A 26,112-nucleotide genomic window follows, 5' to 3' on the forward strand; every position below is an offset into this window, starting at 1 on the left:
ACATGAACGTATTCCTGCGTGAACTGAAGTCACATCGGTGGGGGCTGCTGTTCTGGTCCATCGGCATCGTGGTCATGGTCTACTCCGGCATGGCGAAGTTCGCGGCCTATGATGCTGCCGGACAGTCGGTAGTCGAGATCATGGACGAGCTTCCCACGGCGATCCGGGTGATCTTTGGTCTGGAAGGCTTCGACCTGACTACGGCTCTGGGCTTCTACGGGATACTCTTCTTGTACCTCGCAGTCATGGGAGCCGTGCACGCGGTGCTTCTCGGCTCGCAGCTGATCGCGAAGGAGGAACGGGACCGCACCTCTGAGTTTCTCTTCGCCAAGCCTGCGTCGCGAAATAGAGTGATTACCGGCAAGCTCTCCGCGGGTCTTGTCATGGTGATCGCCTTCAACCTTGTGACGCTCGCCTCATCGCTCTACTTCGTCGACTACTTCAGTACCGACGAGGCGTTCGCCGAAGAGATGCTCGTGTTGATGACCGGCCTACTGTTCGTACAGCTGATCTTCTTCTCGATCGGTGCGCTGGTGGCGGGCACCAGTCATCGGCCCAAGGCCGCCGCCTCGCGGGCGACCTCGATCATGTTCTTCACGTACTTGCTCTACTACGCGGTCAACCTGAACGAGAGCTGGGGCTTCTTGGGCTACTTCACGCCGTTCAAGTACTTCGACGCCGCCGCACTCATCGCCGACGGACTCGACCCGTTCTTCATCGGGCTGTCCGCCATCATCATCGGCGTCGCGGTGTTCGGGACGTATCGCTTCTACTCCGCGCGAGACCTCACGATCTGAGAGCGAGCGCCATTCAACTCCAGAGTGTGTCCGCGCGCCGACGCCTGGTTGTCCGATTCTCAATCGGAGCCAAAGGGTAAGCACCTACTTAGCGTGCCTAGTGCGTGCGCACGCTGGAGCAGCTCATCTGCTCCACGATTCGAGAGGAGATCGATGTGCGATACGTGAGAGAAGCGTCTTGGAGGCGCTTGGCCATAGTGGGGTTCGTGCTCGTCTTGGCACTGGGCCTCGCCGCCTGTGGCGAGACGACAGACACCGCGGAGCCACCGGCCGAGCCAACGAACGTGGTTCTGTCATCGACCACCTCGACGGAGGACTCAGGGCTTTTTGACGAACTGATTCCCGCGTTCGAAGCGGCTAACCCTGAGTACAAAGTGCAGGTTATCGCCGTAGGCACAGGCGAGGCCCTTGAGCTGGGTCGGACAAAGGATGCGGATGTTCTTCTGGTTCACGCAACCGCTGATGAAGAGGTGTTCGTCGAGGAAGGCTATGGCATCGAGCGTGCGGACGTCATGTACAATGACTTCATCATCGTGGGTCCTGCCTCCGACCCGGCTGGCATCAAGGGCGCGGCGGACATCGAGGCGGCGATGACGGCGATCCAGAAGGCTGGCGACGAGGGCAAGACGAAGTTCTTCTCTCGCGGCGATGACTCCGGTACCCACAAGAAGGAACTCCAGTTGTGGCCTGCGGCCGGCGTTGAGCCCACGCCGACCCCTGAGACCGATGATTGGTACGAAGAGACCGGACAGGGCATGGGTGACACGCTCAAGATCGCCTCTGAGGAACAGGCCTACACGATGGCCGACCGCGCGACGTACCTCTCAATGAGGGACGCGCTCGACCTCGAAATCCTGTTTGAGAAGGATCCTACGCTTCTGAATCAGTACGGCACCATCGTCGTCACTGAGGCAAAGAACCAAGCGGGCGGCCAGGCGTTCTGGGACTGGGTGCTTGGCGACGAGGCTCAGAAGCTGATTGGCGAGTTCGGCGTTGAAGAGTTCGGCGAGCCGCTGTTCGTACCGAACGCGAAGTAGCCTTGCGAAGCCCCGGAGCGCAACCGCGATGAGCATCTACACGGACGCGCTGCGGGACGGGTGGGCGGTTCTCACCTCGGGATCCATGAACGTGTGGGCGATCGTCGTCACCTCCCTGCAGGTATCGGGGACGGCGACGGCGATCGCCCTTCTCATCGGGATACCGATCGGGCTGGTCGTCGGCTTGAAGCGGTTCGTCGGCAGGCGCGCCGCACTGATCATCTTCAACTCGGGCATGGGCCTGCCCCCCGTCTTCGTGGGCCTCATCGTCGCGATGACTCTCTCCCGCAGAGGCCCGCTTGGCGATCTCGGGCTGCTCTACAGCAAACCGGCCATGGTGATAGCGCAGCTCATCATCGCAACCCCCATCATCATGGCGATCACAGCGGCGGCCGTCTCCGCGGTACCTCGGGAACTGCAGCTACAGGCACGCTCGCTCGGCGCGCGGGGCTGGCGCATCGCAGCGCTCGTGCTCAAGGAGTCGCGCATGGGGCTGATCGCAGCCGTGGCGGGCGGCTTCGGCGCCATCATCTCCGAGGTCGGCGCCGTTCAGATGGTCGGCGGGAACCTTCGCGGTGAGACACGCGTCATGACGACAGCCATCGTCCAGTACACGCGCATGGGGCGCTACGGTCCCGCACTCGCGTTGGCGCTCGTGCTGATGACCATCGTGATCGCGGTCAATGTCATCCTCACCGGGCTGCAGACCTCGGCGGAGAAGTGGGAACGTCAGTGAGTGAGCCACTCTCCGTTTCCGGCACGAACCTCACCCGGCGCTTCAAGAAGGGCGACTTCGCGCTCGATGTACCTTTCATCGAGGCTCCCGCCGGTCGCACGCTCGCCCTGCTCGGGCCTTCCGGCTCCGGCAAGACCACCCTGTTACAGCTGCTCGGGCTACTCGACCGACCTGATGCTGGCGAAGTGCGCCTGGGCGGAGAGCGAGTCACACCTGCCGACCGCGCTGCGGTGCTCTCCATGGCCGCGGTATTCCAGCGCCCGTATCTCTTCAAGGGCTCTGTCCGCGCCAACGTCGAGTACGGCCTGTCGATCCGCGGCGTGCCTCGAGCACGGCGCGGCGCGGCGATCTCGTCGGCGCTCGCACGCGTGGGGCTGGCCGGGTACGAGGATCGCAGTGCCCTCCAACTGTCGGGCGGAGAGGCGCAGAGAGTCTCGCTTGCCCGCGCCTTGGTCGTAGAGCCGCAGGTGCTGCTCGTCGACGAACCGCTCGCATCGCTCGATCCGTTGTTGAAGCGCAAACTGACGCACGACTTCGCCACCATCTTGCGAGCGGAGGGCGTGACCGTCATCTACGTCACTCATGATCAGGACGAAGCGCTGGTGGTGGCCGACAGTGTCGCGATCATGAATCGGGGCCGCATCGTTGTGCACGGACCCACAGAGGAGATCGCGGGTTTGGCCGAGGACGAATGGACGGCTTCGTTCCTCGGCGTCGAGCCGGCCGCCAAGGGCATCGTCACCGCTTCATCGGGCGGGCTGTTCCAAGTGTCGATCGGAGATGCTTCGATCGCCGTAGTCGGTGAGGCGCCTGTGGACACTGCAGTCCTCATCTCGGTGCGGCCTGAAGACGTAATCCTCGTCGAGAGCGGCGCTGGACTGCCGCCCCTGAGCGCTCGCAATCTGCTCGAAGCGACCATCCTGGAGCTAGAACTCTACGGAGCCACGGTGCGAGTCACGCTCCAAGTGGGCCACGAACGCCTGGCCGCTTCAGTGTCCCGCGCAGCCAGCGCCGATCTTGGCCTGCAAACGGGTATGCAGGTGCGTGCGATGTTCAAGGCATCGGCTGTTCGCTGGCGACGCGCATAGGTCGTCGATTCGGTCAGGGCACTTCAGTAGATCTGCCGCACGGGTGCGGCGACGATACTCTGCCTCCGATGTCGACCTTCAATCTCGCGGCCCAGAAATCAAGAAAGCCCCGCCCAGAACGGGGCGAGGCTTTCAGTAAGTCTGGTGGCCAGAGACGGACTTGAACCGCCGACACGGGGATTTTCAGCTCGCACTGCAGTATGGGTTCGTCCATTCGTCTATATGTGCCTTGACTACAATAAGGTCGGGATGCAAACTCCATATTGTAGTCACGGTGGCCGAGCGAGGAGGCGCGATGACTTCATCAAACCGCTCGGGTCGATACGTGGGGCAGATCCAGGGCTACAGCGCCTTCATTCCGGCTGACCTTCCGCCGTCGCCCCCCGTTCTCCTCGACGAACAGGCGCAACACCTGCTGTCGGAAGCAGACCTCTCTCTCGGCCGCCTGGACGGAGCGATCCGAACGTTGCCGGACGTGGATCAGTTCACACTCATGTACATCCGCAAAGAGGCGGTGCTCTCCAGCCGAATCGAAGGGACAAGGAGCAGCCTGGACGATGTCCTCCGCGACGAAGCCGGGGTACCGGGCACACGCCCGGCCGACATCGGCGAGGTGCGAAACTATGTCGCCGCAATGAACCATGGGCTCGCGCTCCTGTCGGAGCTGCCGGTGTCCGTTCGGCTGATTCGCGAAGTGCACCGTGTTCTTCTCTCGAACGTTCGGGGCGCGGAGCAGCATCCGGGCGAGATACGAACGAGCCAGAACTGGATCGGATTTGCCGGTGCGACACTCGCGCAAGCTAGCTTCGTCCCTCCTCCGCCGGACGAAGTCGGCCCGGCATTATCGCGGCTCGAACAGTTCATTCACGCTGATGCGCCGATGCCGTTCCTCGTGAAGACCGCTCTGGTCCACGCGCAGTTTGAGACGATTCACCCATTCCTTGATGGAAACGGTCGCGTAGGTCGTCTGCTACTGACCCTGCTGCTCTGCGAACGGGGGCTGCTGTCGAGACCGGTGCTCTACCTCTCCGAGTACTTCGCCATGAACCAGCTCAGGTACTACGACCTGTTGCAGGGCGTCCACGACCGGGGCGAGTGGGAGGAATGGGTGAGTTTCTACCTGCGCGGAGTGAGCGACGTGGCGAAGCGCTCGGCCGAAACCGCCCATTCCATACTTGAACTCCGCGAAGCACACCGCAGCCTTATTGCGACCGAACTAGGGCGTGGCGCAGCAAGCGGACTGGCGCTGCTCGAGCGCCTGTACTCGGAGCCCATACTTAGCGTGAATGCGGTCTCGGGGGCAACGTCGTTAACCTATCGCGCCGCCGCCGACCTGGTGGAGCACTTCGTGCAGCTCGGCTTCCTCGAGGAGATCACCGGTCAGGCACGCAACCGCCAGTTCCGCTACACACCCTACGTCGACATCTTCGAGAAGCAGTAGTTCACTCCCGTGCCGCTCCTTTGGGGGACATGAACCAGAGAAGGGCCGAGCCTGAGCGGCCCGACCCTTCATATATTCCTGGTGGCCAGAGACGGACTTGAACCGCCGACACGGGGATTTTCAGTCCCCTGCTCTACCAACTGAGCTACCTGGCCGTTGCGCGTGCTCACGTATGTTAGCGACGGGCGCGGGACGCGTCAACGCGCACATCTCGCGTCCCTTGCCACTCCAGCTTCGGCTACTCGCCATCACCATCCGAGAAGTACCAGATCGCAAGACCCAGCCCAGCCAGCAGGAACAGGATCAGCACTATGATTCCTAGCAACATCATCGCGGACACGTGCCCTCCCCAGAACTACGACAACGAGCGTATACCCAACGCTACTCTCTTCTCAGCCGCAGCACCTGCACCCGATGATTCTCCTTGTCAGTGACAAGCACGAGTTCTCCCGACACATCCACGTCGTTGGGGTAGTTGAAGCGCCCCGGCCGGTCGCCCTGAACTCCCCAGCGGCGCCCACGCTTGCCGCTGGGGTCAACCTCGGTGATCGCGAAACTGAATGCATCGGCGACGAGCGCTGTTCCGTCGTCGAACACCCCGAGACCGCGGGGCAGGCCGAACGCTCGATCGGACGAGTCGCCCTGAGCGGTCGTGTACACGACGGTCCCGCTCGCATCGACAGCAAGAATCCGAAACCGGTTAGTGTCCGAGACGTAGATGGTGCCGTCCTTGCCGACCGCAATCCCGTTCGGTCGCGAAAGCCCATCGGTCTGACCGTCGATGGGCAGGCGCTCGAGCCATACGCCCATGCGGTCAAACACCTCTACACCCGTCTGGTCGGTCACGTAGACCCGTGTCTGGCCAACGGCCACATCGGTCGGTCGCCAGTCCGCCGAGTTTGGCGGCGCAAACGTTCGCCTGAAGCGGCCTGCCGAGTCGTAGATCGCGACGCGTCCCCCTCGAAGATCGGCCACATAGACCTCGCCCTCAGCGCTCACGTCAAGGCCGACCGGCATCTCAAGCGGCACCGGCGTCACCGACTCCGTGGTCGCCTTCGTGCCCTGCGCACCGAACTCCCTCACGAAACTCCAGTCAGCCGCGAACTCCACGATGCGCTTGTTCTCGGTGTCCGACACGAGCACGTCACCATCACGACCCCATGCGGCGGCCAGCGGACGCTTGAAATCCGGGTTCTCGCCCGTACCTGGGCCCGTGATGATCTTCACGACCGCGACAGGCGGCACACCCGGATCGGCGATCCTCTCAGAGCTGACGATCCACGCAACGGCGAGCAGAAGAAGTGTGATCGCCACGATGCCGAACACAGCGCGGCGCCGGGAAGCTCGGGCGCGATCCAGCCGGCGCGTCTTTCGCGTGTCCTCGCTCAGCTCATCATGGTCCGGCTCGGTCACAGCCCGGTCCCCGCGTGTGAGTGACACCCACCCGCGGTGCAGTCGATGGGCCACTGCGTCAGGTCCGCACCACCCGACAGGGCATCGGGATGCGTCGACGGTCCGACGATATGGCACGAGCCGCAGAAGAAGCGCAAGTCCGCGCCCGCGCCGACCGGCACGACCGCAAGGCCACTGGCCACGAGCGGCGTCCCGGAGGCTGCAACGGACTCCGCAAGGCCCCACTTGTTGAGCGAACCGTGCGGGTCATGGCACGTTTCACACGACAGCGGATCGCCCGCGGCGTAGTTCATATCAGGACGCAGATAGCTCGGCGTCGAGAGTGCGTCGCCGTGCACATCGCCCGCCCACGACGAGGCGATGTCGGATACGACCGTGGCGCCGCCTGCGCCAAGGGGCACCGGTGCCCAGCCCGAAGTCTCGGTGGATGTTGGCAGTTCGGTGTCGTGGCAGCGCAGACACTGCCCGACGGTCGTGCCCGTCCAGCCTCCGGTGGTCGAGGGGTCATCCGGATCCACCGTCGGCGTTCCCGGCGCGGAGATGTGTGGTTCGTGACAGTTTGCGCAGGCGATCATCGAGCCGTTTGCGGCTTGGTCGGCGGCGAGCAGGTCATGCCGCGTAGACGAATCTGCACCGGCAAGCCGCCCAGAGATGTCGACCGAACCCGGCATCGACTTGTCGACCGAGTGGCACCACACGCAGCGCTGGTCACCGGAATAGGGTACGAGCGAGGGCTCACGCGTGGCGTGACCTTCATGACAGGCCAGACAGACCACCTCGACCGCATCGGCCGGCGCCGGGATGCTCGCACGGTGCCCCGAGCTTTCGAACACGGTCATGTCTCCACGCGGCAGCGTGAGTGCAGTCGCGTCATGACAGCCGTAGCAGATCGCATTGCCCGTTCGCACGCCACCCGGCGCGTACAGCAACTTGCCGAGCTCCGGTCCGCCGTTGTCGTTGTGGGGCGTATGGCACTGACCGCACCGCAGGACCGTCGGAGTGCTGTCAACCGACACCGGGTGCCGACTGGACATGGTCGAATCCGAGAACTCATCGAGGATGTCCGGCGCCGACGTGCCGTCATGGCAGCTCAGGCAGAGGGGGATCTCGTTGTCGCCGGGTGTGACGAGCAGCGCCAACTCATTGGCCGAGCTGTGCGAGCGATGGCACAGCGCGCAGTCGTCGGTGAACGGGTCGTACTCGCCATGGGGCGAATCGGTCGCCGGAGCGCTCAGCGTGTGAACGAAGACAGGCAGGCCGATGGCGCCCACAACGCCTGACGCATCGATAGCGGCGATCCGGTACCAGTAGTCGGTATCGATCGCCGCAGACGTGTCCACGTACGATGCCCCCACGACCGCTGTCGGCGTGGTCACGACCGATGGCGTGCCGGTGCTCGATAGGGCGCGATACAGCAGGTAGCCGGTGGCGCCGGGGAGCGCAGTCCAGCTCGTCTCAACGCCGGCGGTGGTCGAGACCGCGCGGAAGCGCGCCGGCGCGGGCAGCGCCGTGAGCGTAGCGACAGTCGAGGTCGCCGGTGCACTCGCCGTCCCCTCGCCGCGAGCGTCGATGGTGGCGATGCTGTAGGCGGCGACGGCAGGGGCCACAACCGATGTATCGAGCCAGGATCCGGGGTAGTTCACCGTGATGGTCGCGAGGGCTGAGTACGGCCCGCCGTCAAGCGCACGGTACACGCGATACGCAACCGGCCCAACCGTCCCTGTCGTCTCGCCCCAGTTCACCTGCACCGCATTGCGGTACGCGCTGCGAGCGAAAACGATCGCCGGCGGACGAGGCAGCTCGCCCAGCGTGAAGGACACAGCCGGTGCAGACTCGCCGGATACGTTGCCCGCGACGTCGTAGGCACGCACCGTGAACGTCGTCTCGACCTCAGGTGTCAACCCGGTCAGCGTGATGGCCGGCACGGCGCTCGTGCCCACCGCCGAGCCGTCCTGAAGTGCCTCGTAGTACGCGACCCCTGAGGTCGTGTCGAACGAAGGCGCCCAGGTGAGGGTCGCCGTAGTCGACGTGACCGAGGCGGCGAGCAAGGTAGGCGTGGTGGGCGCGCCGCGGTCGTGCTTGACGACGGCCGTCTGCGTGGTCTCGCGGTTGCCGCCCGCATCGATCGAGTAGAAGCCGATGGTGATCGTGCCCTCACGGGTCATCGCGAAAGGCGACGAGTAGGTCTGCCACGGGCCGGAGGTGCCGTTGAGGCTGTAGTACGTGATCGCCGGCTCGGTGGTCGAGAAGCTCACATCGGGCGACGTGATGTACCAGTCGTTCGTGCCGTCGGGGATGGCCGGGTCAAGCGTCATCGTAGTCTCGGGCGCGGAGGCGTCGGTGGTGCGCAGGATGGTCCCGAAGAGACCGACGATCACGCCCTGATCGGGGTCCGCGAAGTCGACGGCGCGCAGGATGTTGGCAGTACCGGGGTTCTGCGCGACCCATGTGGCGCCGCCGTCAGTGGTGCGCTGGATGACCGAGACAACCGTTGTGCCACTCGACGCCCCTGCAAACCAGCCATGGGTCGCGTCTTCGAAGTGGATGTCGTTGAGCGCAACGATCACACCCGTCGGCACCGTTGTCCAGATGGTCCCGCCGTCGGTCGTCCGGATGAGCGTCCCGTTGTCACCGACGGCCCACGCCGTCTGAGTATCGACCGCCGATACCGCGCGCAAGATGCGCGCCGGCGATATCGTCGTGGTCTGCGTGGTCCACGTGGAGCCGCCGTCGACGGTCTTCAAGACCGCACTCGGCTGACCGGCTATGCCACCGACGGCCCAGCCCACATTCGCGTCTGCGAAGGAGATCCCGTTGAGCGCAACCGTGGTCGCGATTGAGGCGGGCGTCTGCGTGGTCCACGTGGAGCCGCCGTCGGTCGTGCGTCCGAGCGTGGCCCCGCCCGCTGCATACCAGCCGTTGTTCGCGTCAACGAAGTCGACGGCGTTGATCGTCTGAGTCGTGCCCGAGGTCTGTCCGGCCCACGTCGAGCCGCCGTCGCCGGTCGTCCTGATGGTGCCTAGCGCGCCCACGACCCACCCGCGCGTCTCTGAGACGAAGTCGACACCAAACAGGTTGTTGGTCGTGCCTGAGGCCTGCACGCCCCATGTCAGGCCGTCTGTCGTACGCAATACGGCCCCCGTGTTACCGGCGGTCCAGGCCGTGAGGGCGTCCCACATCTTGACGGCGTTGAGCTGCAGGATCGTGCCGTAGCTGACGCTTCGCCACGTGGCGCCGCCGTCATCGGTGCTGCGGACCGTTCCTCCGGCGCCGACCAGCCAGCCGTTGTCCGGACCAGCCGCACTGATTCCGTTGAGTGCAAGTGTGGGGGCCGTCTGGGGATTCTGGGCGACCCAGGTCGCACCGCCATCGGTCGTCCGGAGAACACGCGCATTGGTTCCCACCGCCCACCCGCTGCCGGCGTCTCCCATCACTACACCGTAGAACGCACCAGCAGGATTGGTCGCCGCTGTCCACGTGGTTCCGCCGTTCGTGGTATAGCGGATCACGTTGTTCGTGCTTCCCACCACGACACCGTTGTTCGCATCGGTGAAGTAGATGTCTCGCAGATAGCTCGTCGCGCCCAGGGGCTGAACGATCCAAGTCGCACCGCCGTCGGTGGTCTTTCTGATGACGTTCGTCTGACCGCAGACCCATCCGGTGTTCTCGTCGAGGAAGAAGACGTCAGTGAGCACTGTGGCGACGCCGACCGGCATCGTCGTCCAGGTCGATCCGCCGTCGGTGGTCTTGAGCGCCACGCCGGCATTTCCCACCGCGTAAGCGGTCTGCGACGTCACCGCAGAGACGGAGTTCAGCTGTTGAGTGGTTCCCGAGTCCTGTGTTGACCACGACACGCCGCCGTCAGTGCTTCGTCGGATGCGCCCAAGGGAACCTACGACCCATCCGTGGTCGGCGTCAGCGAAGTGGATCCCTTGCCAGGCCGTAGCGCCGCCCACGGACCGATTGACCCAGGTCTGGGCACCGTCCTCGGTCCTCATGATCATGCCCGACGCACCCGCCGCCCAGCCGATCGACTGATCGAGGAAGTATACGTCGTTGAGCACGACGGTCGTGCCCGGGGCCTGGTTCAGCCAGCTGGTCCCGCCATCGGTGGTGCGAAGCATCGTGCCGGTGTTGCCGACGACCTGGGCGTTCTGCCCGTCGAACAGTGCGACTCCGTTGAGCGTGACGCTCACGCCGTACTGCGAGAGACTCCACGTGGTACCGCCGTCGGTCGTGTAGCGCACCTGCCCCGTAAGGCCCACGACCCAGCCGGTGTCCTCATCGGCGAAGGCCACCGAGAGCAGGTTACTCGCGGTGCCTGCGGTCTGCGTCGTCCAGGTCGAGCCACCGTCGGTGGTCTTGAGGATCGTCCCGGTGTTGCCCACCACGTAGCCCGTGTTCTCATCGACGAAATCCACCCCGTTGAGCGCCACGGTCACGCCCGCCGGCGGGGTCTGGGTCGTCCACGTCGAGCCACCGTCGGTGGTGGCGCGAATCGTCGCCGTGTTTCCCACAGTCCAAGCCCGGCTCGCGGAGACCGAATCGATGCCGTTGAGCTGCTGGGTCGTGTTCGACGTCTGGCCGGTCCACGTGTCTCCGCCGTCGGCGGTGGCGCGGATCGTGCCCACCGTGCCGACAACCCACCCGGTCGTTGAGTCGACGAACGCCACCGAGCGCAGGTTGGCGGCGGTGCCGGCTGGCTGCGTCGTCCACGTGGAGCCGCGGTCGGTTGTGGCGCGGATCGTGCCTGCGGCCCCGACGAGCCACCCGTTGTCGGAATCCGCGAAGTCGATCGCTCTCAGCTCAAGCTGCGTGTTGGGGTCCTCGGCGGCCCACGTCACGCCGGCGTTGTCGGAGTGGAGAAGGGTCCCGGCGGCGCCGACCGCCCATACATCAGAGGCCCCGACGGTGGTCACCCCGAGCAGGTTATTGCCCTGCGGGACCGGGTTCTGCCAGTACCAACTCTTCTGGTTGGTGGGCGCGGTGGAAAGCAGCGCCGAAGCCATGAAGGGAACAGCAAACAGAGCCGCCGTCAACACTCCGGCGACTATGACCTTCGGCAGTCCGATGCTCCGGTCTCGCTGCCTGCTGATAACCCAGTCCCATCTCCCGAAGGGCGCGTCGAAACCATCCGACCTTCAGCCGCGCCGTTTACATGCGCGGCGCGAGGCGGATTTGTTCCTGCAAGTGTAGCACCGCGCGTGCCGAAAAACGCTTGTCAGGTGCGCAAACACCTCGCTGGACACACGGTTAGAGACGCCCGCCATCGGCTGACGTCACGCAAAGGGCTCTCCGGTGATGCCAAAACGCGGCACTGGGCGCGCACCGACGCCTCGCCCGTACGAATTGCGGGCGAATCCCCACCCGCCGGTCAACGGCCGTGCGGCACCCGTGCGAACGGCGTGAGAACGGGGATAATCCGCCTGTACGCGGATGCGTACACACCCGTCACCACGCAAAGATTGGAGCCCGAAGATGGCTCATGTACAGACGGATACCCGCCGAGCCGATGCCCTGCAGCTGATCTTCTCGCTCTTCTTGGGCATCCTGCTCGTAGTGGTCGTAGGAGTCGGCGTGTGGACGTTCTACCCACAGCCCTTGGGCGAAAACTCGCCGGAGCAGGAAGAACTCGAGGAGCTCTACAAGGAGCAAGAACAGATCAATATGCGGTCCGGCGGCAAGGAGGCTTCCCTCGCCGATCAGGCTCAGATGAAGCGCGTCCAAGACGACATCGACGCCATCAACGACAAGATGTCAGACGAGCGCGACGACTGGGCGGTCACCACCAGCATCATCCTCATCATCTTCGCTACGGTGCTCATGGCGATCTCGCTGTTCTTGCCCGAGCACCTGCGCGTCTTCAGCAACGGGTTCTTGCTGGGAGGCATGTTCACGCTGATCTACGGAACCGGCTGGTCATTTGCGGGAGGTGATACCCGCGCACGCTTCTGGGTGGTTCTCGTAGCCCTCTTCCTCAGCGTCGGCATCGGCTACCTACGCTTCATCCGCGGACGTCAGGACAAGACAGAGGCCGCTGCGAGCGGCCTTGCGGCCAGCGGTGAGGCTGCCGCCACGGACGCGGGTGCGCTGTCTGAGCTCTCCGTGCGGGTGGCCGAACTCGAGCGCCGTAGCGCTGCTGCGGCCGCGGCTCTGAGCGGACCCGAGGAGCGCGACGCCTGACGTCGGCTCGCGAGGACGAAGCGGTACGAATCAGAGTCGGCGCCACGGTGAATGCGTCGCTCGAGACCCTGATACGGCCGGACGAGCGGCGAAACCTACCAGATGCAGTTCATCGGTACGTGCTTCGTCGTCGTCCAGCCGTATGAAGAGATCGTCTCGGCGAGGTAGCGCTATTCCGCCTGTCCCTTGGAGATGAACACATACACCGTGCTGCCCTCGGCAACCTCGTCGCCGGCGGCGGGAAGCTGGCTGACCACGACACCTGCCGCGCCGGGGCTTGCAACCTCGACCGCCTCGGGCGTCAGGCCCGCGTCCTCAAGCGCCTCGCCCGCGTCGGCCTGGCTCATACCGGTGACGTTCGGTACCGGCACGAGCGTGACCTCCGGCGCCAGGGGACCTTCGGATACCACGAGGTAGATCTGCGTTCCCGGTGCAACACTCGAACCGGCGGCGGGCGCCTGACCGACGACATCCTTGGCAGGCACACTATCGCTGGAAGCCAGAAGCGTGCGTGAGCTGAGACCCGCGTTGCCGAGTGCAGACCTGGCTTCGCTCTCAGTCATGCCGGTCACATTCGGAACAGACACGTTCTGCACGGGAGCAGCACCGGAGGACACCGTCAGAGCGATCTCGGCTCCGGCCTCGACCCGGGTTCCAGCACGGGGTGATTGCTCGATGACGTCACCCTTGGTGACATCGTCACTCGCCGTCTCGGTGACGCGGACTGTGAGACCCGCGCCCTCCATCTGCGCCCTGGCGGCAGCCGACGACATACCGACGACGTCGGGGACCTCCACGCCGGCGATCGCCACGGCGACGACCACATCCACTCGACCGCCCTTGGCGAGCATCTCGCCCGCAGCAGGAGTCTGCGCGACCACCGTACCGGGCTCTGCGGCGTCGGTCTCCTCTTGGGACTCTCTGCCCAGGACGAAGCCTGCCTCCGTAAGCGTTGCCTCGGCCTGCTCGACCGTGACACCCACGACCGTCGGCACTTCGACCTCGGGCCCGGCGGTGCCTCGCGAGAACAGGAAGAACGCGACCAGAGCGGCCGCGATCACGCCGAGCACGACCCACAGCCACAGGAGGCTCTTCTTCGGGGGCGCGGCAGCCAGCGACCGAGCGTTGGGCTCCTGAGCGAACACGACTCCAGCGGGCACGGATGGACTCGCGGCCTCGATGACCGCGGACTTCAGTCCGGCCTGCTGCAGGATCTGGGCTGCTTCGTCACGACCCTTGCCGACAACATCGGGGAGGTAGGCACCGGGAGTGCCTTCGGCAGCCCGACCCGTCGAAGTCAGTATGCCGACCTTGGACCCTGACGCCGCCTGTGCACGTGCGGCGGGGATCTGGTGTGCGACCGCACCCGAGGGAATCGTGGAGCTGGCAATGCGCAGCACCTCGACCTGGAAGCCGGCGTTCTGAAGCGCGGTCAGGGCGTCCGCCTGTCTCTTGCCCACCACGTCGGGTACCTCGACCAACCCGCCCGCGAAACTCGCCGGCCCGGTCGAGACCAGCTGCACGACGGTGGCGCCCGACGGGATGACAGGACCGGCAGGTGCCGAAGGTTGTGGGACGGTGGGGTACTGCAGGGTTTCACCAGACATTGAGCTTCCCTTCTCACGAATCACGTACGGTTCGCATTCTCCATGCTCGGCCTCGGCATTCTTCAGGCCGGAGCCGGTCAGTCGCTCGAGCACCATTCACGGCTGCTTCGGTGTTCTTCCCCGCAAGGGTGGCCTGGAACACCGCTTCGATCGCGACCTTAGCCGCCATCGACACCCTCCACGCTGACGCGGACAAGCGCTGCGTACGGCCTGGGGCGCACGCCATCGTGCTTCTCCGCCCAAAGCTTCATCGCCCTGCAGCACAGCAGCACGAGCCGTGCGGAGTAGTTGAGCCACAGGATCAAGACGAAGAGCGCACCCGCTGCCCCGTAGCCTGCGACGACGTCTTGGCTCGACAGGTACAGGCCGAACAGGTAGGTACCCAGAGTCCACCCGACCGCCGCCACAGCTCCCGCCACCAGCGCCGGTGCGCGGGGCACGAACACATCAGGCAAGAACAGGAAGACCATGAAGAGAGCGAACCAGGCGCCCAGCATTAAGGCAAAAGGCGAGCCGAGGAACTGCACGGCACCGCCGAGCCACCCAAGCGCCGGAAGGACTGACGCCGTCGCGATGAGTGCGCTCGCGACGGATTGGACGGCCATGAGCCCCACCGGTACCAGCAGAACGAGTGCCTGGCCCAATCGCGCACGCATCAGCCCCCGACCCTTGCCGCCCTCGACGACGCGCACGCACCACATCCGATTGAGCACGTCCTGCAACTGGATGAAGAGCAGGATGCCGGCCCACATCAGGACGACGAAACCGACGGCGCCCACCACGGCGCCGGCCTGCGCTTGGGCCGCCGTACCCACCACCGTGAGCAGGGCAGCGGTCAAGTCCGGGCCGAGCACCTCAGCCAACCCGACGAACGCGCCCTTGGCCACACCGGACTGACCCCGTACGGTGACGAGCAGGACGACGAGGAACACCAGGCCAGGGGCCATCGCAAACAGCAGGTAGTAGGCCAGGGCCGCCGAGAGCACCACGCCGCCGTCACGTCGGAACTCGCCGTAGGCCCGAAGAGTTCCCGCGTAGAGTCGCCGAAGTGCGGTCACTACCGCGCCGTCGCCGTAACCTGCAAAGCGCCTTGATCATCGTGCAGCTCGAGCGCTCCGCGCGTGACCTTCCACACCGTGGCCGCCTGCAGCGCGCTGAGGTACTGGCCCTCCTGGTCCATGAGCTCCTGTGGTCCGGCCATCTTCGTGGTTGCCAGCGGTCCGATCTTCACCGTGTCCGGCGTGTACTCGTAGGTACCGTTGAACGCGTTGACTCCACCGGATCCCGTAACCTGACCGTCGGCACCGAACTCCAGCGTGAGTTCAGAGCCCGCGACCACCGATGTGACGGCTTCCTTGCCGTTGTTGTAGCCGGTCACCAGCCAGGATGTCCCTGAGAGATCGACCGGCTGAGCCGCCGTGTACGTGAGGACAGCGGCGTCGCCAGCGTACAGGGTGAGCGTCGTGCCTTCGACAGCGTACCCGTCACAGGTCGGAAGCAGCTTCAGATACTCCTGCTCGGCGGCCATCGCCGGCTCGGGGCCGGCCATGAGCGTGCCCGCCGGCTGCTCTATCGTGAGCGCGCCTTTGCCGTCCGCGGTGTAGCCCGCCGAGTACCTGTTCACGCCGGAGAACCCACCCAGAGTGTCATCGGTGAACTCAAGGGTGATGCTGGCAGCCGCCAGGTCGGCGTCTCCCTCAGATTCCGCCGAAGCCAACTGCCACTCGACACCCTTGAGCGCCTCGGGGTCTTGGTCACCACGACCTCCTGAGCCACCACATCCCGCGAGCAGCACGGGGACGACAAGGAGCGCTGCAAGCGCCATGGACCGCATCGGTGCATTCATCGTTCTGTCTCCTCCATGTGTCCGGATTACCGGGCAGGTGTCGCCTGACGCCTACGCCTTCTTGTGTGACTTCCCGTCGCAGTACGGAGGCGTCTTGGTGAGTCCGCAGTTGCAGATCTGCACGGTCTGCTTCTTCTTCATCTCGAAGCGGACCGGCTTCCCGCCCTTGCACGTCCCATCACACCACGGCACCTTCTTGGTCTTACCACAGCCGCACCACTTGTACGTGCCGCGATCGAGCTTCAGCACAAGCGGATAGCCGTCTTTGCTCTTATGGTGCTTGAAGAGCTTGCCCTTGGCGTCTGCCATCTCGGCACTCCTCTCGTCCGGGTGTCGAATCTACTCTTGGTCCGGCTGTTCCACCGTCTCGGCGGGGCGCCGATACCGTAAGCGGCTCACGGCCAGGGAAACGACACTGACAAGATACAGCTGCCCCACGAGCGCTTCAGCGACAGCCAGCGCGCGCACCACGTTGTTCGCGGGCGTGACATCGCCGTAGCCCAGGGTCGCCAGCGTGATGAAGCTGAAGTAGATCGCTCCCGAGATGCCCTGACCTTCAGGCTTCATCCCCGGCGGGGACAACAGATCTGCAAGTTGGTAGCCCCCGGCGAACATCAACCCGATCAGCATGTAGATCACAAGCAAGCCCATCAGCAGCGGGATGGTCACCTCGGTGTAGGTGACCAGGCGACGTGCGATGGCGAACACGGTGATCGCGAGCAGGACGATCCAGCCTCCGAGCGCGACGAACCGGCCGCTCTCGAAGATGAGCGGCCCCCCGATGACGGACGCCAGAACCACAAGGGCGACACCAAGGGCAACGCCGCGACCCCAGCGGTGGTGGAAGCCCGAGACGCGCAACGTGATGAGTAGGGCACCGAACTGCATCACGACGGCGAGAAGCGCCATGGGTGACACCATCGGTGAACCTGCCGCGATCAGCCCCAGCGTGGCCAGAAGAACGAGCGCAAACGAGAACCCGTAGGCATCACGAACGCGCCGTTGCTCGGTGGCCAACGGAATCTCATCGAACATGGGCACTGTCACGCCACCGGTTCCGCATCGTCGGCTTCGGCAACGCCGCCATCGGCGATAGGCCCCTGCACCGGAGAAGCGCCGAACAACTCCACCAGCAGCACCCACACGACGAACAGAACTCCGAGAGTGACGATGCTTGCGACCGTCCGAGGCGCGGGCAGGACCAGCAGCAGTGCCAGCAGCAAACCGGCACCCGTCCAGCGAAGGCCGTGCTTGCGTGCGCTCACCCACTCGCCGAAACGCCCCAGCTCAAGGTGCGAGGCCACTCCGGCGATGCCGCCTGACAGACCTGTGCGAACCGCCACCGCCCAACGAGCGGGCCCTGCCGCCAGCGCGCCGAGAAACAGCACGATGCCGAGCGCCGCGACGCTGCGATCGGAGGTCACCAGATCGCGGAAGATGATCTCAAAGGCCGCCTGCGCAGCCGGCTCGGGAATCGCACTCAGCTGATAGAGCTGACCCGCGACGTAGGTCTGGCCGAGGAGGAACGCCTGCAACGGCAGAATCGCGGCAAGCGTGAGTCCTCCGCCCAGCCATAGAATGACTTTGCGCCGATCGATCGCGAGCGCGACAGCACCGCCGGCGAGCGCCAGCCCTAGGGGTGGCAGCCAGAACGCGACGCGCGACAGCAGGTCGAAGGCCGGTGTCATCTGTGCAAGCACGGGTGACTCGTACAGCACGATCTGTTTGTCGATGGCTGAGGTCGGAATGTTCGCGACGAAGTCCATGCCCGCCGCCTGAAGCCGGGCCCTGATCTCATCAGCCAGCGTACCGACGTCGAGGGTGAACACGCCGGCCTTGGCACCGAACGCGCCGGTGTCACGCCCGGTCACGGCCGTGATGATGGCCTTATGGCTCGCGCGGATGATCCTCTCCCAGGCCACAGCGAACTGCTCGGACCGGACGAGGGCGTACGCCTGCTTCTCGATGAATCCGTTCACCGCCTGCGCCACCGGCGTGGCGATGAGCTGCAGCTCCTCTGGCAGTAGCGGCCTGATGCGGTTCACCGCATCGAGCTGTTCGATGATCGCCTCGGAGGCTTTGGTGGCCACGGCGTTCTGGATGTCGGCATCCTGTGCCAGAGGTGCCATCGTCGCCACAAAGACGTCGGTGTCGGTCATCATGCGGTTCAGCCACACGGCGGGCACCGATGCTGAAATGAGTAGCGCCGCGACGAGTGCCATGACTATCGCGCCCGCGTTACGTCCGCGACCCGAACGAGGGGCGGCGGTCGGCGCGATGGTCTTCTGGCGCAGCTGTGCGTTCTCCGCCTCGAGCTGCTCGACCCGTGCCTGCAGCGCGGCGGCATCGGACACGACAGCAAATGCGTCCTCCGGCTGCTTCACCGCATCGCCGTTCTCAGGCATGTGCTCCCTATCTTCGCGTCTGATTCGTGCGTTGGGTGGAATGTACCCCCGCCGGGAGAATACCCAGTCGCTAGAATCGGTACTATCTGTGGTGAGGATGGATGATGCTCCCGCCGAATCCCCTCCGACCACCGAACGATGAGAAGGAGCGAAACATGGCAACGCGGGCCGCATACAGCGACGACGAGTGGCAGATCCTGCAGTGGGCCGTCAGCGGCACGATGACGTTTCTCACCATGGCCGATCCCGGCTTCTGGGACTCGTTCAAAGAGGCCAGCGGAGCGGCCAAGTACATCGCTGCGCAGAAGTCCTCTGCGGACTGCCTGCTGGTGAGGGATCTTGCGGGCGACCTGAAGCTCAAGAAGGACGAGCGTCTGTCAGGCAACCCGGCCGATCTGGCCGGCGAGGTGAGCTCCCGGGTCAGCGAGGCTGCCGCGCTTGTTGCATCCAAGGACGTCGGCGATACTGCGGCGTTCGCGGAGTTCATCCTCGGATTGGCGCGAGCGACGGCTGAGGCCGTAGACGGAGTGGGCCCAAACGAAGCCGCCGCCATCGCCAAGCTCGAAGCCGCACTCAGCTGACGTGAGCGACGAGTCAGCAGTCAGCATCAGAATCCTGTCCTACAACGTCCGGCACGCACAGGGCGTGGTCAGTCTGCCTTCAAACGCACGCACGGCGCGTGCCATCGCCGCAATCGCACCTTCGGTCGCGGGTCTCCAAGAGGTGTGGAAGTTCCGATCGTTCGATCAACCGAAGCTGCTGGCCGCACTGACGGGACTGCAGGGCCACTTCCACGAGACCCACACCACGTTGGCCGGGGGCATCGGCAACCTGGTGCTGTCATCAGGGCGCACGCACGGCATCGAACTCCTGTCCCTGGGGGGCCGACGCGAAGCGCGGGGGTGCCTGCTGGCCGATGTCGAAGTAGCGGGCACCCGCTTCGTGTTCGGAGTGACCCACCTGAGCCTGCATCGCCAGACGCGCAGCCAGCAGCTGGAACTGCTGGCCGAAGAGCTTCCGCGTGACGTGCCCCTGATACTGGTGGGTGACTTCAACTGCCTCTACGGCGAGCTTGATCCGCTCTCTCGGCGCCTGTCCTTCAGCGCCGATCCTCCGAGGACGTACCCGTCCGTTCTGCCCTTCCGCGCGCTCGACCACGTAGGGCTGAGCGAACACTGGGAGCTCCTCAAGCTCGTGGCCTGGCCTTCGTTCGCTTCGGACCATCTGCCCCTTGTTGCGGATGTCCGCCTACGGGACCAAGTGCCCGCCTGAGCGCCCCGGACCGCGTGCATGACGAAGGCCCCGGACCGATGCGGACCGGGGCCTTCGGTTGTCTCGCCGTGCGCGAACGAATGCGCAGACCCTACTCGGCTCGGCCGTCGCTTCCTTGACAGCCTCGTCGATGGCCTTCTTCGTCTGATAGGCATCCTCGTCGATGGCGATCTTCATCTCCTTGGCCACGAAGTTGCCAACCAAGGCGCCCGCTCCAGCTCGCTCATCGCTACTGCGAGCGCGACCGGCCCGCCTTCTCCCGCCTGCTCTCCGGCAGCAGTTACCTGGGCCGCGATCATGCCAAGCTTCACGCCGGAAGTGGCGACAAGAGACACATCACCGAGCTTGTAGCCCGCGTCTTCCGCCGCGGGGACGAGGTCGGCTCTCTACCTCGACGATATGGCAGAATGCGAAGAGATCACACTCGAGATGGTGAAGAGCTGGTCTGCTTCGAGGCTCCTGAGAAACGCGTCATGCCGGCTCGCGTCCAACTTGCTCTGAGTACGCTGAAGGCCCCGACCCGGGAGACGAAATGCCATCATTGACCGATCGAATCCGCAACGCCGGTAGCCAGATATCGGAGCTTGCCCCGTCTGCCATCCCCGGTTGGCTCATGACCGGAGGCATCAGCGGCTGGCTGATCGTCGGGTGTGCCGGCGCGCTGGCCGTATTCGCATGGCTCTTCCAGACAAGCGCAAGCATCTCCATCCCTCTGCTGCTGGCCATGGTGATCGGAATGGTCGCCTATCCCTTGTGCGAGAAGCTCACGGCTCGAGGACTCTCAAAAGCAGCTGCGGCTGGCATCGTACTGGGGCTGCTCGCAGTCATCGTGGTGCTGGCGATCTGGATCACCACCAAGGGCATCGTCTCGCAGTGGCCGGCGATCCAGGCTCAAGTGATGGCCGGCCTCGAGAAACTCAATGCGGAGCTCATGGCGGCGGGATGGAACACCGAGGCGATGATGGAGCGGTTCCGCTCGGGGGCCGAGTCTACGGCCACTGCGCCGAGCGGCGAGAGCACGGCGGCTGCGTCCGGCATTCTCGCCTCGGTCTTCGGCGCAGTCTCGTCAAGCCTGGGGGCCATCTTCGACCTGGCGTTTGGCCTGTTCATCGGCACGACGCTGCTCTACTACGTGCTGTCGGACTTCCCCACCATGGCGGATTGGATCGCGCGTCACATGGGTGGCCTACCGGTCGCCGTCGGCCAGGGCATCGTCGATGACGCGGTGGCGGCGATGCGTGGGTACTTCCGAGCAACGACCATAACCGGGCTCGTCGTCGCGGCAACCATCGCGGTTGCCATGCTCCTGCTCGGCATCCCGCTGGCGTTCACCGTCGCCCTCGTCACGTTCCTGACCTGCTACATTCCGTACTTCGGCGCGATCATCTCCGGCGCATTCGCGTTCGTCGTTGCACTAGGCACCGCAGGGCTTCCCGCGGCGATGCTACTGCTGGTGATCGTCTTGCTTGCGCAGAACGTGCTGCAGACCGTCATCAACGCGCGCGTCATGGGCGAGTCGCTGAATCTACATCCGCTGGTCGTCCTGGTGGTGACGATGCTCGGCGGCATCTTCGCGGGCCTGTTGGGCGCCGCTCTTGCAGCGCCGATCGCCGCACTGCTCATCAGTGCCGGCAAGCGCCTCCAGACCGCGTTCGCGCCCTATGAGGCGCAGGCCGCCGGCGAAGCTGCGGTACCCGCCGAGTAGCGGCAGTCGTTAGGCTTTGCGGCCGACGAACCAGACGTAGGCGGATGCCACAGCGATCGCTCCGATCGAGGACGCGATGAGTCCGCTCGGGCGCATGTCGCCGGATTAGGCAACCGGGTTCGGGCGCTCTCGGCTACGCGCGCCGCTCGGCCCAGGCGGGTACGCGGTTCCATGCGTCGCGAATCGCCGCGCGGTGCACGTCACACAGGGGGTCGAGCTTCGCCAGATGCGCCCAGAAGCGTGGTGAGTGGTTGGGGTGCGAAAGGTGAGCGAGCTCGTGCACCATGACCGCGGCGACGAGGTCCTCGGGCAAGAACAGAAGTGCGCGGTTGAGAGTGATCGCCCCACGACCCGAGCAACCCCCCCACCGTGCGTGCTGGCCGCGCACGGTCACACGAGTCGGGACCAGCCCGTGCCGCCGGGCCAGTTCGTCGATGCGCGGCACGAGGCGCTCGTTCGCCGCGGCCTGCAACCACCGCTGCAGCGCCGCGAGGCAGGCTGTCGCATCCTGCGTGGCCCCGCTCACGGTGAGCGTGTCTGAGCTCTCGATCACGCGCACCGTCGTGGCCGCGGTCGCGCGATAGTGCACTGCCCACTCCTCACCGGTGGCCTCGAGGTGCACCCTGTCCGGCAGCAGCTCTGCGGGGTCGACCGTCCACAGCGCACGCTGCTCGCCGAACTGCTCGCTCACCTCGGCGATCCACTCGCGACGCTCTGCGACGATGGCGGCCGCGTCGAACCCTCGCCAGCCCGCCGGAACGGTCACTACCACGCCGTGACGCGGCGAGACGGTGATGCGCGCGCGGCGCGCGCGGCTGCTGCGGCGCACGGTGTACTCGGGCAGGGCGGCGCCCGCATCGGCGTCGGCGTTCGGGGGCTGCACGGCGGTCACCTTGACGCGCTCCCGACCGGTCCGACGGGGTCCACGGGCGCCAGAAAAGCGCAGACCGCATCGCCCACCCGCCGATCGAACAACACCGACAGGTGCCCCGGGCCCTCAACGGCCAGCCAGGACACCGACTCGCCCTCTACCTGCGAGGTCGAGGCGGGGTGCACGAGGTTGTCGTGCAGCGAGTAGATCGACAGCACGGGTGCCGAACTGGCGATCATGAAGACACCTGCCGCCCGCGGGGTCGCCAACCGAGGGTCAAGCTGGACTGCCGAAACGTCAACGCCGCGCTGCGGTGCGTTCTTGTCCATGAATCCAGGCTCCACCTCTGCCGATGGGCAGTATTCGTGCGAGCATCCGGAGGCTCGGGCCCGCGGTGCCAGTATAGGGAGGATAGCGTCATGAGCGTTGCCCGGCGGCCGGGTTTACCGTCGTCTACGGGGTATTCGGGAGCCCGAGCGGCACGATGCCCCCACGGAGGACGAGACCGGCTGACCTGAAGGCGAGCGCGAGGTGCGGTCTCTCGCCGCTGGTCAGATCGGCGCGCAGCCTCGCGCGCGCTCTCTAGTACGGCGCGTAGACGACGGCAAGGATGCGCGCAGGCGCAGGCGACGCTCCGCGCACCTGGTGAGGCACGATCGAGTCGTAGTAGATCGAATCGCCCACGGACAACGTGTGGACGTCCGTGCCGTACTCGATCTCAATCGACCCCTCCAAGACAAAGATGAACTCCTCGCCCTCGTGAGATGAGAGCTCGCGTTCAGTTGCCGGATTCACCGCTATCATGAACGGTTCCATGTGGCGAGACGCCTTGCCCTCGGCGAGCGAGAAGAAATCGAGCGTCCCCCCGCCGCTTCCGGTCTCGAGATCCTTCACGCGCGCGGCGGAAGTAGCCGTGTCCTTCCACGTGATCACCGGGCCGACCTGGGTGTCGTCGTCGACGAGGGCGCCGAGCCGCACGCCGAGGGCTCGCGTGATCTTGATGAGTGGGGCCAGTGACGGTGCGATATCGCCTGCTTCAAGCTGCTCGATGACGACTGGGTCGCAGTCGCAACGCTCGGCGAGCTCCGGGATCGAAAGATCCCGTGATTGGCGAAGCGTGGTGATCTTGGCGCCGATGCGGCTGGTCTCGGCCATGCGTGCTCCCCTGTCGTGATGTCCGAACGGTCCTACGAGCGCCTGCTCGGCGCAACATTTTGATGATACGGCAACCGGCCTGCTACGGCAGTCCCTTTCGCCAGGCATATGCGCTACCGTGGGGAACGCATATGACCCACCCACGGAGGTGCCGCATGTACCGAAACGTCCGCCTGCTTGCCGTCGTAGCCGCGCTGACCCTGGGACTCGCATTGGCGACGTCTGCCGTCGCAGCGCCCACCGAACCCGCGATCGGGCTCACCACTCTGCGTGCCGAGCTGGCGGCGGCGCCGGGCGGCGTGCTTCCGGGCTACTTCAAGACCGTGCTACGAGGCTCGGCAATCGAGCGGATTCCCGTGGATGTTCTCGCCGTCACCGGCGGCCCCACCGACGACCTCGATCCCGATGCGGCGCTCGTGCTGTTCGAGGCGAAGGGCCCGGTCATCGACCGCTTGGGCGGCATCGCTGCCGGCATGAGCGGCAGCCCGGTGTACGTGAACATCCGTGGCACCGACCTCTTGCTGGGCGCTCTGGCCTACGGCGAGACGTTCACCAAGGGCGGTTCGGGTCTGGCCACGCCGATCGAGGCGATGTCCGCGGTCGAGGCGCTTCCCGCCTCGGCCATGCTGCCGCTGTCGGCCCCGGTCATGACCTCAGCCGGGATGCGCGACCGCGTCGTCATCGGCGGTAGTGCGGCCGAATCCGCCCTGAGCGCTGCGACCGGGGGTGTGGCCGTCCAGCCCCTCGCCTCGCTCTATATCGGCGGCATAAGCCCCAAGTCCGCACCCTACAAGACGTTCGCCGCGAAGGCCGAAAAGGCCGGCCTCAACGTCGTTCCCCTTGCCGCAGAGCTCGGCACCGGCAGCGAGCGCTTCACTACCCCGTTTGTTCCGGGTGCGGCCGTGGCCGCGCTAGCGTCGCGCGGAGACCTCTGGGTCGGCGGCATCGGAACCGTGACCTACGTGAATGGCGCGAACCTGATGGCCTTCGGTCACCCGCTGACCGGAGAGGGGCCGACGTCGCTCTATCTTCACAACGCGTGGGTGGACGGCATGTGGCCAAGCATCGCGTTCCCCCACAAGCTCGGGACGCCTGGCTCACTGCGCGGAACGATCACGCAGGATCGGGCGGCCGGCATCCTGGGGGTCACTCCCAACGCCCCGGCCGAGGTAGTGGTAACGAGCGTGGCCAAGCGCTCGGAGACCGGTGTGAGCGATACCTCGCGGGTGGCTCTCACCTCCTACATCGCCAACTCGCCTTCACCTCTGTGGCAGGGCATCGTTCCCTTTGCGGCCACGGTCGCACCGGTCAGTGTCTACAGTGCACCCGTTGCTGCGGGTAGCGCACTGACCACGACGACCGTCGTGGTGACCAACGGTGCCGAGACGTTCGTCGTGATGCGTGCCAACGCCCATGACGATGCGTTCTCTGTTCCGAACGCTTGCGCCAGCGATGTTGCGTTCATCACGGGATCGATTGCCGCCTTTGCCGCCACCGGCGCGGAGCCGGCCCGCATCGTCAGCGTTGAGATGACCTCGTCAATCAGCGCCGCCCGCAATGCAGCGCGCGTGGTCGACGTGTCGGTACCGGGCGGGCTCAAGATCGGCGACAACACCGTTCGCGTGGGCCTTCGCCAGACGGGAATGGCGGCAACTCGGACCGTCGAGGTCACGCTCACGGTTCCCGAGGGGACCCCGCTCGATGGCAAGCTGACGGCCTCCGGACCGGCCATGGGTGGCCAGGACGGCGGCGACGCTCCTGAGGCCGCCCCTGACCCTCGCTTCCTCGCCGAGCTCGTGGAGGTGCTCGTGAAGACCGCCTCGAATGACGAGCTGACCGTTTCGTACGTGTCAGGCGAGGAATCGGCGCAGGATCCCTTCGGGAAGGGGTTCGACGCTGAGCCGATCACCGCCACTTCGCGGCTCGGTCTCGTGGTGAGCGGCACCGTCAGTAAGCAGGCGAGCGCAATCGAGTTGACGGTCTACCCCGCAAGCCCTCTGACAGGCGAGTCCGCCAAGTTCTGGGGTCGCGTGGAGGGTGGCGAAGTCGGCACCGTCGAGGTCTGGGCCCGCTCGTACGGTGAGACCGTGGAGCGGTTGGTTGCGACCGCGACGGTCTACGGCGTCAACGACGCTGGCCAGTTCACGGGTGAGCTTCCTCCGTTCGCCTCCAACACGCGACTGCGCGCCGTGTACTCGGGAAGTTCGGACTCGCTCGGCTCGGAGGTGGCGCGCACCATCTCCGTGCGTTCACGCGTAGGTCTGACCGCCAGCACGCTGTCCCCGCGGCCCGGCGCGCCGATCACCCTGATCGGCACCGTGTCACCGCGCACCTTCGGCGGGTCGGTCGTGTTCGAACGATTCGACGGGCGCACCTGGCGGCGCATCGCCACCGTCGCCGCACCCTCGGGTCGTGCGACGGCACGATTCACCCCGCCACCGACCGGGGCCACGCGCGTCAGGGCCCGCACCATCGGCTCGGCCTCGAACGCGATGGGCACGTCCCGCACGCTGACCGTGCGGGTGCGCTGAGTAGGAGTACGATAGCCTAGGAGAG

22 protein-coding genes and 1 tRNA gene are annotated in these 26,112 nt (G+C 65.5%); 10 read left to right on the plus strand and 13 right to left on the minus strand.

The window, feature by feature from the left end; translation table 11 throughout:
* The first annotated feature begins 2 nt into the window (after positions 1-2).
* The 5 genes from U1E26_03165 (at position 3) to U1E26_03185 (ending at position 5,099) form a co-directional block, all read left to right on the plus strand.
* Positions 3-797, plus strand: a complete 795-nt coding sequence (locus U1E26_03165) for an ABC transporter permease subunit (GenBank protein ID MDZ4168644.1) — start codon at positions 3-5, stop codon at positions 795-797.
* 104 nt (positions 798-901) lie between these two features.
* Positions 902-1,834, plus strand: a complete 933-nt coding sequence (locus U1E26_03170; protein ID MDZ4168645.1) for a substrate-binding domain-containing protein — start codon at positions 902-904, stop codon at positions 1,832-1,834.
* 28 nt (positions 1,835-1,862) lie between these two features.
* Complete coding sequence (locus U1E26_03175) at positions 1,863-2,570, plus strand: ABC transporter permease (GenBank protein ID MDZ4168646.1); 708 nt, start codon at positions 1,863-1,865, stop codon at positions 2,568-2,570.
* Entirely contained in the window at positions 2,567-3,658 is a 1,092-nt protein-coding gene (locus tag U1E26_03180; protein MDZ4168647.1) for an ABC transporter ATP-binding protein, read from the plus strand. The genes U1E26_03175 and U1E26_03180 overlap by 4 nt, the downstream gene beginning before the upstream one ends.
* 295 nt (positions 3,659-3,953) lie before the next feature.
* Entirely contained in the window at positions 3,954-5,099 is a 1,146-nt protein-coding gene (locus U1E26_03185; GenBank protein MDZ4168648.1) for a Fic family protein, read from the plus strand.
* A gap of 79 nt (positions 5,100-5,178) precedes the next feature.
* On the opposite strand, the gene U1E26_03190 is transcribed toward U1E26_03185, so the two are convergent.
* From U1E26_03190 to U1E26_03200, 3 genes are all read right to left on the minus strand, one after another.
* Positions 5,179-5,254: transfer RNA gene (locus U1E26_03190), tRNA-Phe, on the minus strand.
* Positions 5,255-5,480: 226 nt separating this feature from the next.
* The gene (locus tag U1E26_03195) at positions 5,481-6,512 is read right to left on the minus strand and encodes a hypothetical protein (GenBank protein MDZ4168649.1); all 1,032 of its coding nucleotides are present in this window, start codon (positions 6,510-6,512) and stop codon (positions 5,481-5,483) included.
* Complete coding sequence (locus U1E26_03200; protein MDZ4168650.1) at positions 6,509-11,554, minus strand: YCF48-related protein; 5,046 nt, start codon at positions 11,552-11,554, stop codon at positions 6,509-6,511. The genes U1E26_03195 and U1E26_03200 overlap by 4 nt, the downstream gene beginning before the upstream one ends.
* 436 nt (positions 11,555-11,990) lie before the next feature.
* On the opposite strand from U1E26_03200, the gene U1E26_03205 reads away from it, so the two are divergent.
* The gene (locus U1E26_03205; GenBank protein ID MDZ4168651.1) at positions 11,991-12,695 is read left to right on the plus strand and encodes a hypothetical protein; all 705 of its coding nucleotides are present in this window, start codon (positions 11,991-11,993) and stop codon (positions 12,693-12,695) included.
* A gap of 170 nt (positions 12,696-12,865) precedes the next feature.
* Here U1E26_03205 and U1E26_03210 read toward each other — a convergent pair whose 3' ends face one another.
* From U1E26_03210 to U1E26_03235, 6 genes are all read right to left on the minus strand, one after another.
* Positions 12,866-14,302, minus strand: a complete 1,437-nt coding sequence (locus tag U1E26_03210) for a PASTA domain-containing protein (GenBank protein ID MDZ4168652.1) — start codon at positions 14,300-14,302, stop codon at positions 12,866-12,868.
* Positions 14,303-14,460: 158 nt separating this feature from the next.
* Positions 14,461-15,360 carry a YhjD/YihY/BrkB family envelope integrity protein gene (locus tag U1E26_03215; protein MDZ4168653.1) on the minus strand — a complete coding sequence of 300 codons (900 nt, stop codon included), beginning with the start codon at positions 15,358-15,360 and terminating at the stop codon, positions 14,461-14,463.
* Positions 15,360-16,148, minus strand: a complete 789-nt coding sequence (locus U1E26_03220; protein ID MDZ4168654.1) for an META domain-containing protein — start codon at positions 16,146-16,148, stop codon at positions 15,360-15,362. Before U1E26_03220 ends, U1E26_03215 begins: the two co-directional genes overlap by 1 nt.
* A gap of 51 nt (positions 16,149-16,199) precedes the next feature.
* A complete protein-coding gene (locus tag U1E26_03225; GenBank protein ID MDZ4168655.1) occupies positions 16,200-16,457 on the minus strand; it encodes a CDGSH iron-sulfur domain-containing protein in 258 nt (85 codons plus the stop codon).
* Positions 16,458-16,487: 30 nt separating this feature from the next.
* Entirely contained in the window at positions 16,488-17,195 is a 708-nt protein-coding gene (locus U1E26_03230; GenBank protein ID MDZ4168656.1) for an ion channel, read from the minus strand.
* Complete coding sequence (locus U1E26_03235) at positions 17,192-18,553, minus strand: hypothetical protein (protein MDZ4168657.1); 1,362 nt, start codon at positions 18,551-18,553, stop codon at positions 17,192-17,194. Before U1E26_03235 ends, U1E26_03230 begins: the two co-directional genes overlap by 4 nt.
* A 155-nt stretch (positions 18,554-18,708) precedes the next feature.
* On the opposite strand from U1E26_03235, the gene U1E26_03240 reads away from it, so the two are divergent.
* Both U1E26_03240 and U1E26_03245 read left to right on the plus strand, forming a co-directional pair.
* Positions 18,709-19,134: a hypothetical protein gene (locus tag U1E26_03240; protein ID MDZ4168658.1), complete on the plus strand. Its 426-nt coding sequence runs from the start codon at positions 18,709-18,711 to the stop codon at positions 19,132-19,134.
* A 1-nt stretch (position 19,135) separates the two neighbouring features.
* Positions 19,136-19,825: an endonuclease/exonuclease/phosphatase family protein gene (locus U1E26_03245; protein ID MDZ4168659.1), complete on the plus strand. Its 690-nt coding sequence runs from the start codon at positions 19,136-19,138 to the stop codon at positions 19,823-19,825.
* Here U1E26_03245 and U1E26_03250 read toward each other — a convergent pair.
* Positions 19,802-20,029, minus strand: a complete 228-nt coding sequence (locus U1E26_03250; protein ID MDZ4168660.1) for a hypothetical protein — start codon at positions 20,027-20,029, stop codon at positions 19,802-19,804. The genes U1E26_03245 and U1E26_03250 overlap by 24 nt on opposite strands.
* 328 nt (positions 20,030-20,357) lie before the next feature.
* Here U1E26_03250 and U1E26_03255 point away from each other — a divergent pair, with 328 nt between their 5' ends.
* Complete coding sequence (locus U1E26_03255; GenBank protein MDZ4168661.1) at positions 20,358-21,530, plus strand: AI-2E family transporter; 1,173 nt, start codon at positions 20,358-20,360, stop codon at positions 21,528-21,530.
* A 133-nt stretch (positions 21,531-21,663) separates the two neighbouring features.
* Here U1E26_03255 and U1E26_03260 read toward each other — a convergent pair whose 3' ends face one another.
* From U1E26_03260 to U1E26_03270, 3 genes are all read right to left on the minus strand, one after another.
* Entirely contained in the window at positions 21,664-22,413 is a 750-nt protein-coding gene (locus U1E26_03260) for a YgjP-like metallopeptidase domain-containing protein (protein MDZ4168662.1), read from the minus strand.
* Positions 22,414-22,418: 5 nt separating this feature from the next.
* Positions 22,419-22,730 carry a hypothetical protein gene (locus U1E26_03265; GenBank protein ID MDZ4168663.1) on the minus strand — a complete coding sequence of 104 codons (312 nt, stop codon included), beginning with the start codon at positions 22,728-22,730 and terminating at the stop codon, positions 22,419-22,421.
* Between the two features lie 253 nt (positions 22,731-22,983).
* Positions 22,984-23,556, minus strand: a complete 573-nt coding sequence (locus U1E26_03270) for a cupin domain-containing protein (protein MDZ4168664.1) — start codon at positions 23,554-23,556, stop codon at positions 22,984-22,986.
* A gap of 155 nt (positions 23,557-23,711) precedes the next feature.
* On the opposite strand from U1E26_03270, the gene U1E26_03275 reads away from it, so the two are divergent.
* Positions 23,712-26,087 (plus strand): hypothetical protein, encoded by a 2,376-nt coding sequence (locus U1E26_03275; GenBank protein ID MDZ4168665.1) that lies wholly within the window; start codon positions 23,712-23,714, stop codon positions 26,085-26,087.
* Positions 26,088-26,112 lie beyond the last annotated feature (25 nt).

The organism is Coriobacteriia bacterium, from assembly GCA_034370385.1.
Taxonomy (GTDB): domain Bacteria; phylum Actinomycetota; class Coriobacteriia; order Anaerosomatales; family PHET01; genus JAXMKZ01.

Excerpts from the sequence above, each read along its gene's own strand:
- U1E26_03265 (MDZ4168663.1), bottom strand. The coding sequence starts at position 22,730 with ATGGACAAGAACGCACCGCAGCGCGGCGTTGACGTTTCGGCAGTCCAG.
- U1E26_03240 (MDZ4168658.1), top strand. The coding sequence starts at position 18,709 with ATGGCAACGCGGGCCGCATACAGCGACGACGAGTGGCAGATCCTGCAG.
- U1E26_03235 (MDZ4168657.1), bottom strand. The coding sequence starts at position 18,553 with ATGCCTGAGAACGGCGATGCGGTGAAGCAGCCGGAGGACGCATTTGCT.
- U1E26_03270 (MDZ4168664.1), bottom strand. The coding sequence starts at position 23,556 with ATGGCCGAGACCAGCCGCATCGGCGCCAAGATCACCACGCTTCGCCAA.
- U1E26_03220 (MDZ4168654.1), bottom strand. The coding sequence starts at position 16,148 with ATGAATGCACCGATGCGGTCCATGGCGCTTGCAGCGCTCCTTGTCGTC.
- U1E26_03210 (MDZ4168652.1), bottom strand. The coding sequence starts at position 14,302 with ATGTCTGGTGAAACCCTGCAGTACCCCACCGTCCCACAACCTTCGGCA.
- U1E26_03275 (MDZ4168665.1), top strand. The coding sequence starts at position 23,712 with ATGTACCGAAACGTCCGCCTGCTTGCCGTCGTAGCCGCGCTGACCCTG.
- U1E26_03225 (MDZ4168655.1), bottom strand. The coding sequence starts at position 16,457 with ATGGCAGACGCCAAGGGCAAGCTCTTCAAGCACCATAAGAGCAAAGAC.
- U1E26_03165 (MDZ4168644.1), top strand. The coding sequence starts at position 3 with ATGAACGTATTCCTGCGTGAACTGAAGTCACATCGGTGGGGGCTGCTG.
- U1E26_03185 (MDZ4168648.1), top strand. The coding sequence starts at position 3,954 with ATGACTTCATCAAACCGCTCGGGTCGATACGTGGGGCAGATCCAGGGC.
- U1E26_03205 (MDZ4168651.1), top strand. The coding sequence starts at position 11,991 with ATGGCTCATGTACAGACGGATACCCGCCGAGCCGATGCCCTGCAGCTG.
- U1E26_03175 (MDZ4168646.1), top strand. The coding sequence starts at position 1,863 with ATGAGCATCTACACGGACGCGCTGCGGGACGGGTGGGCGGTTCTCACC.
- U1E26_03255 (MDZ4168661.1), top strand. The coding sequence starts at position 20,358 with ATGCCATCATTGACCGATCGAATCCGCAACGCCGGTAGCCAGATATCG.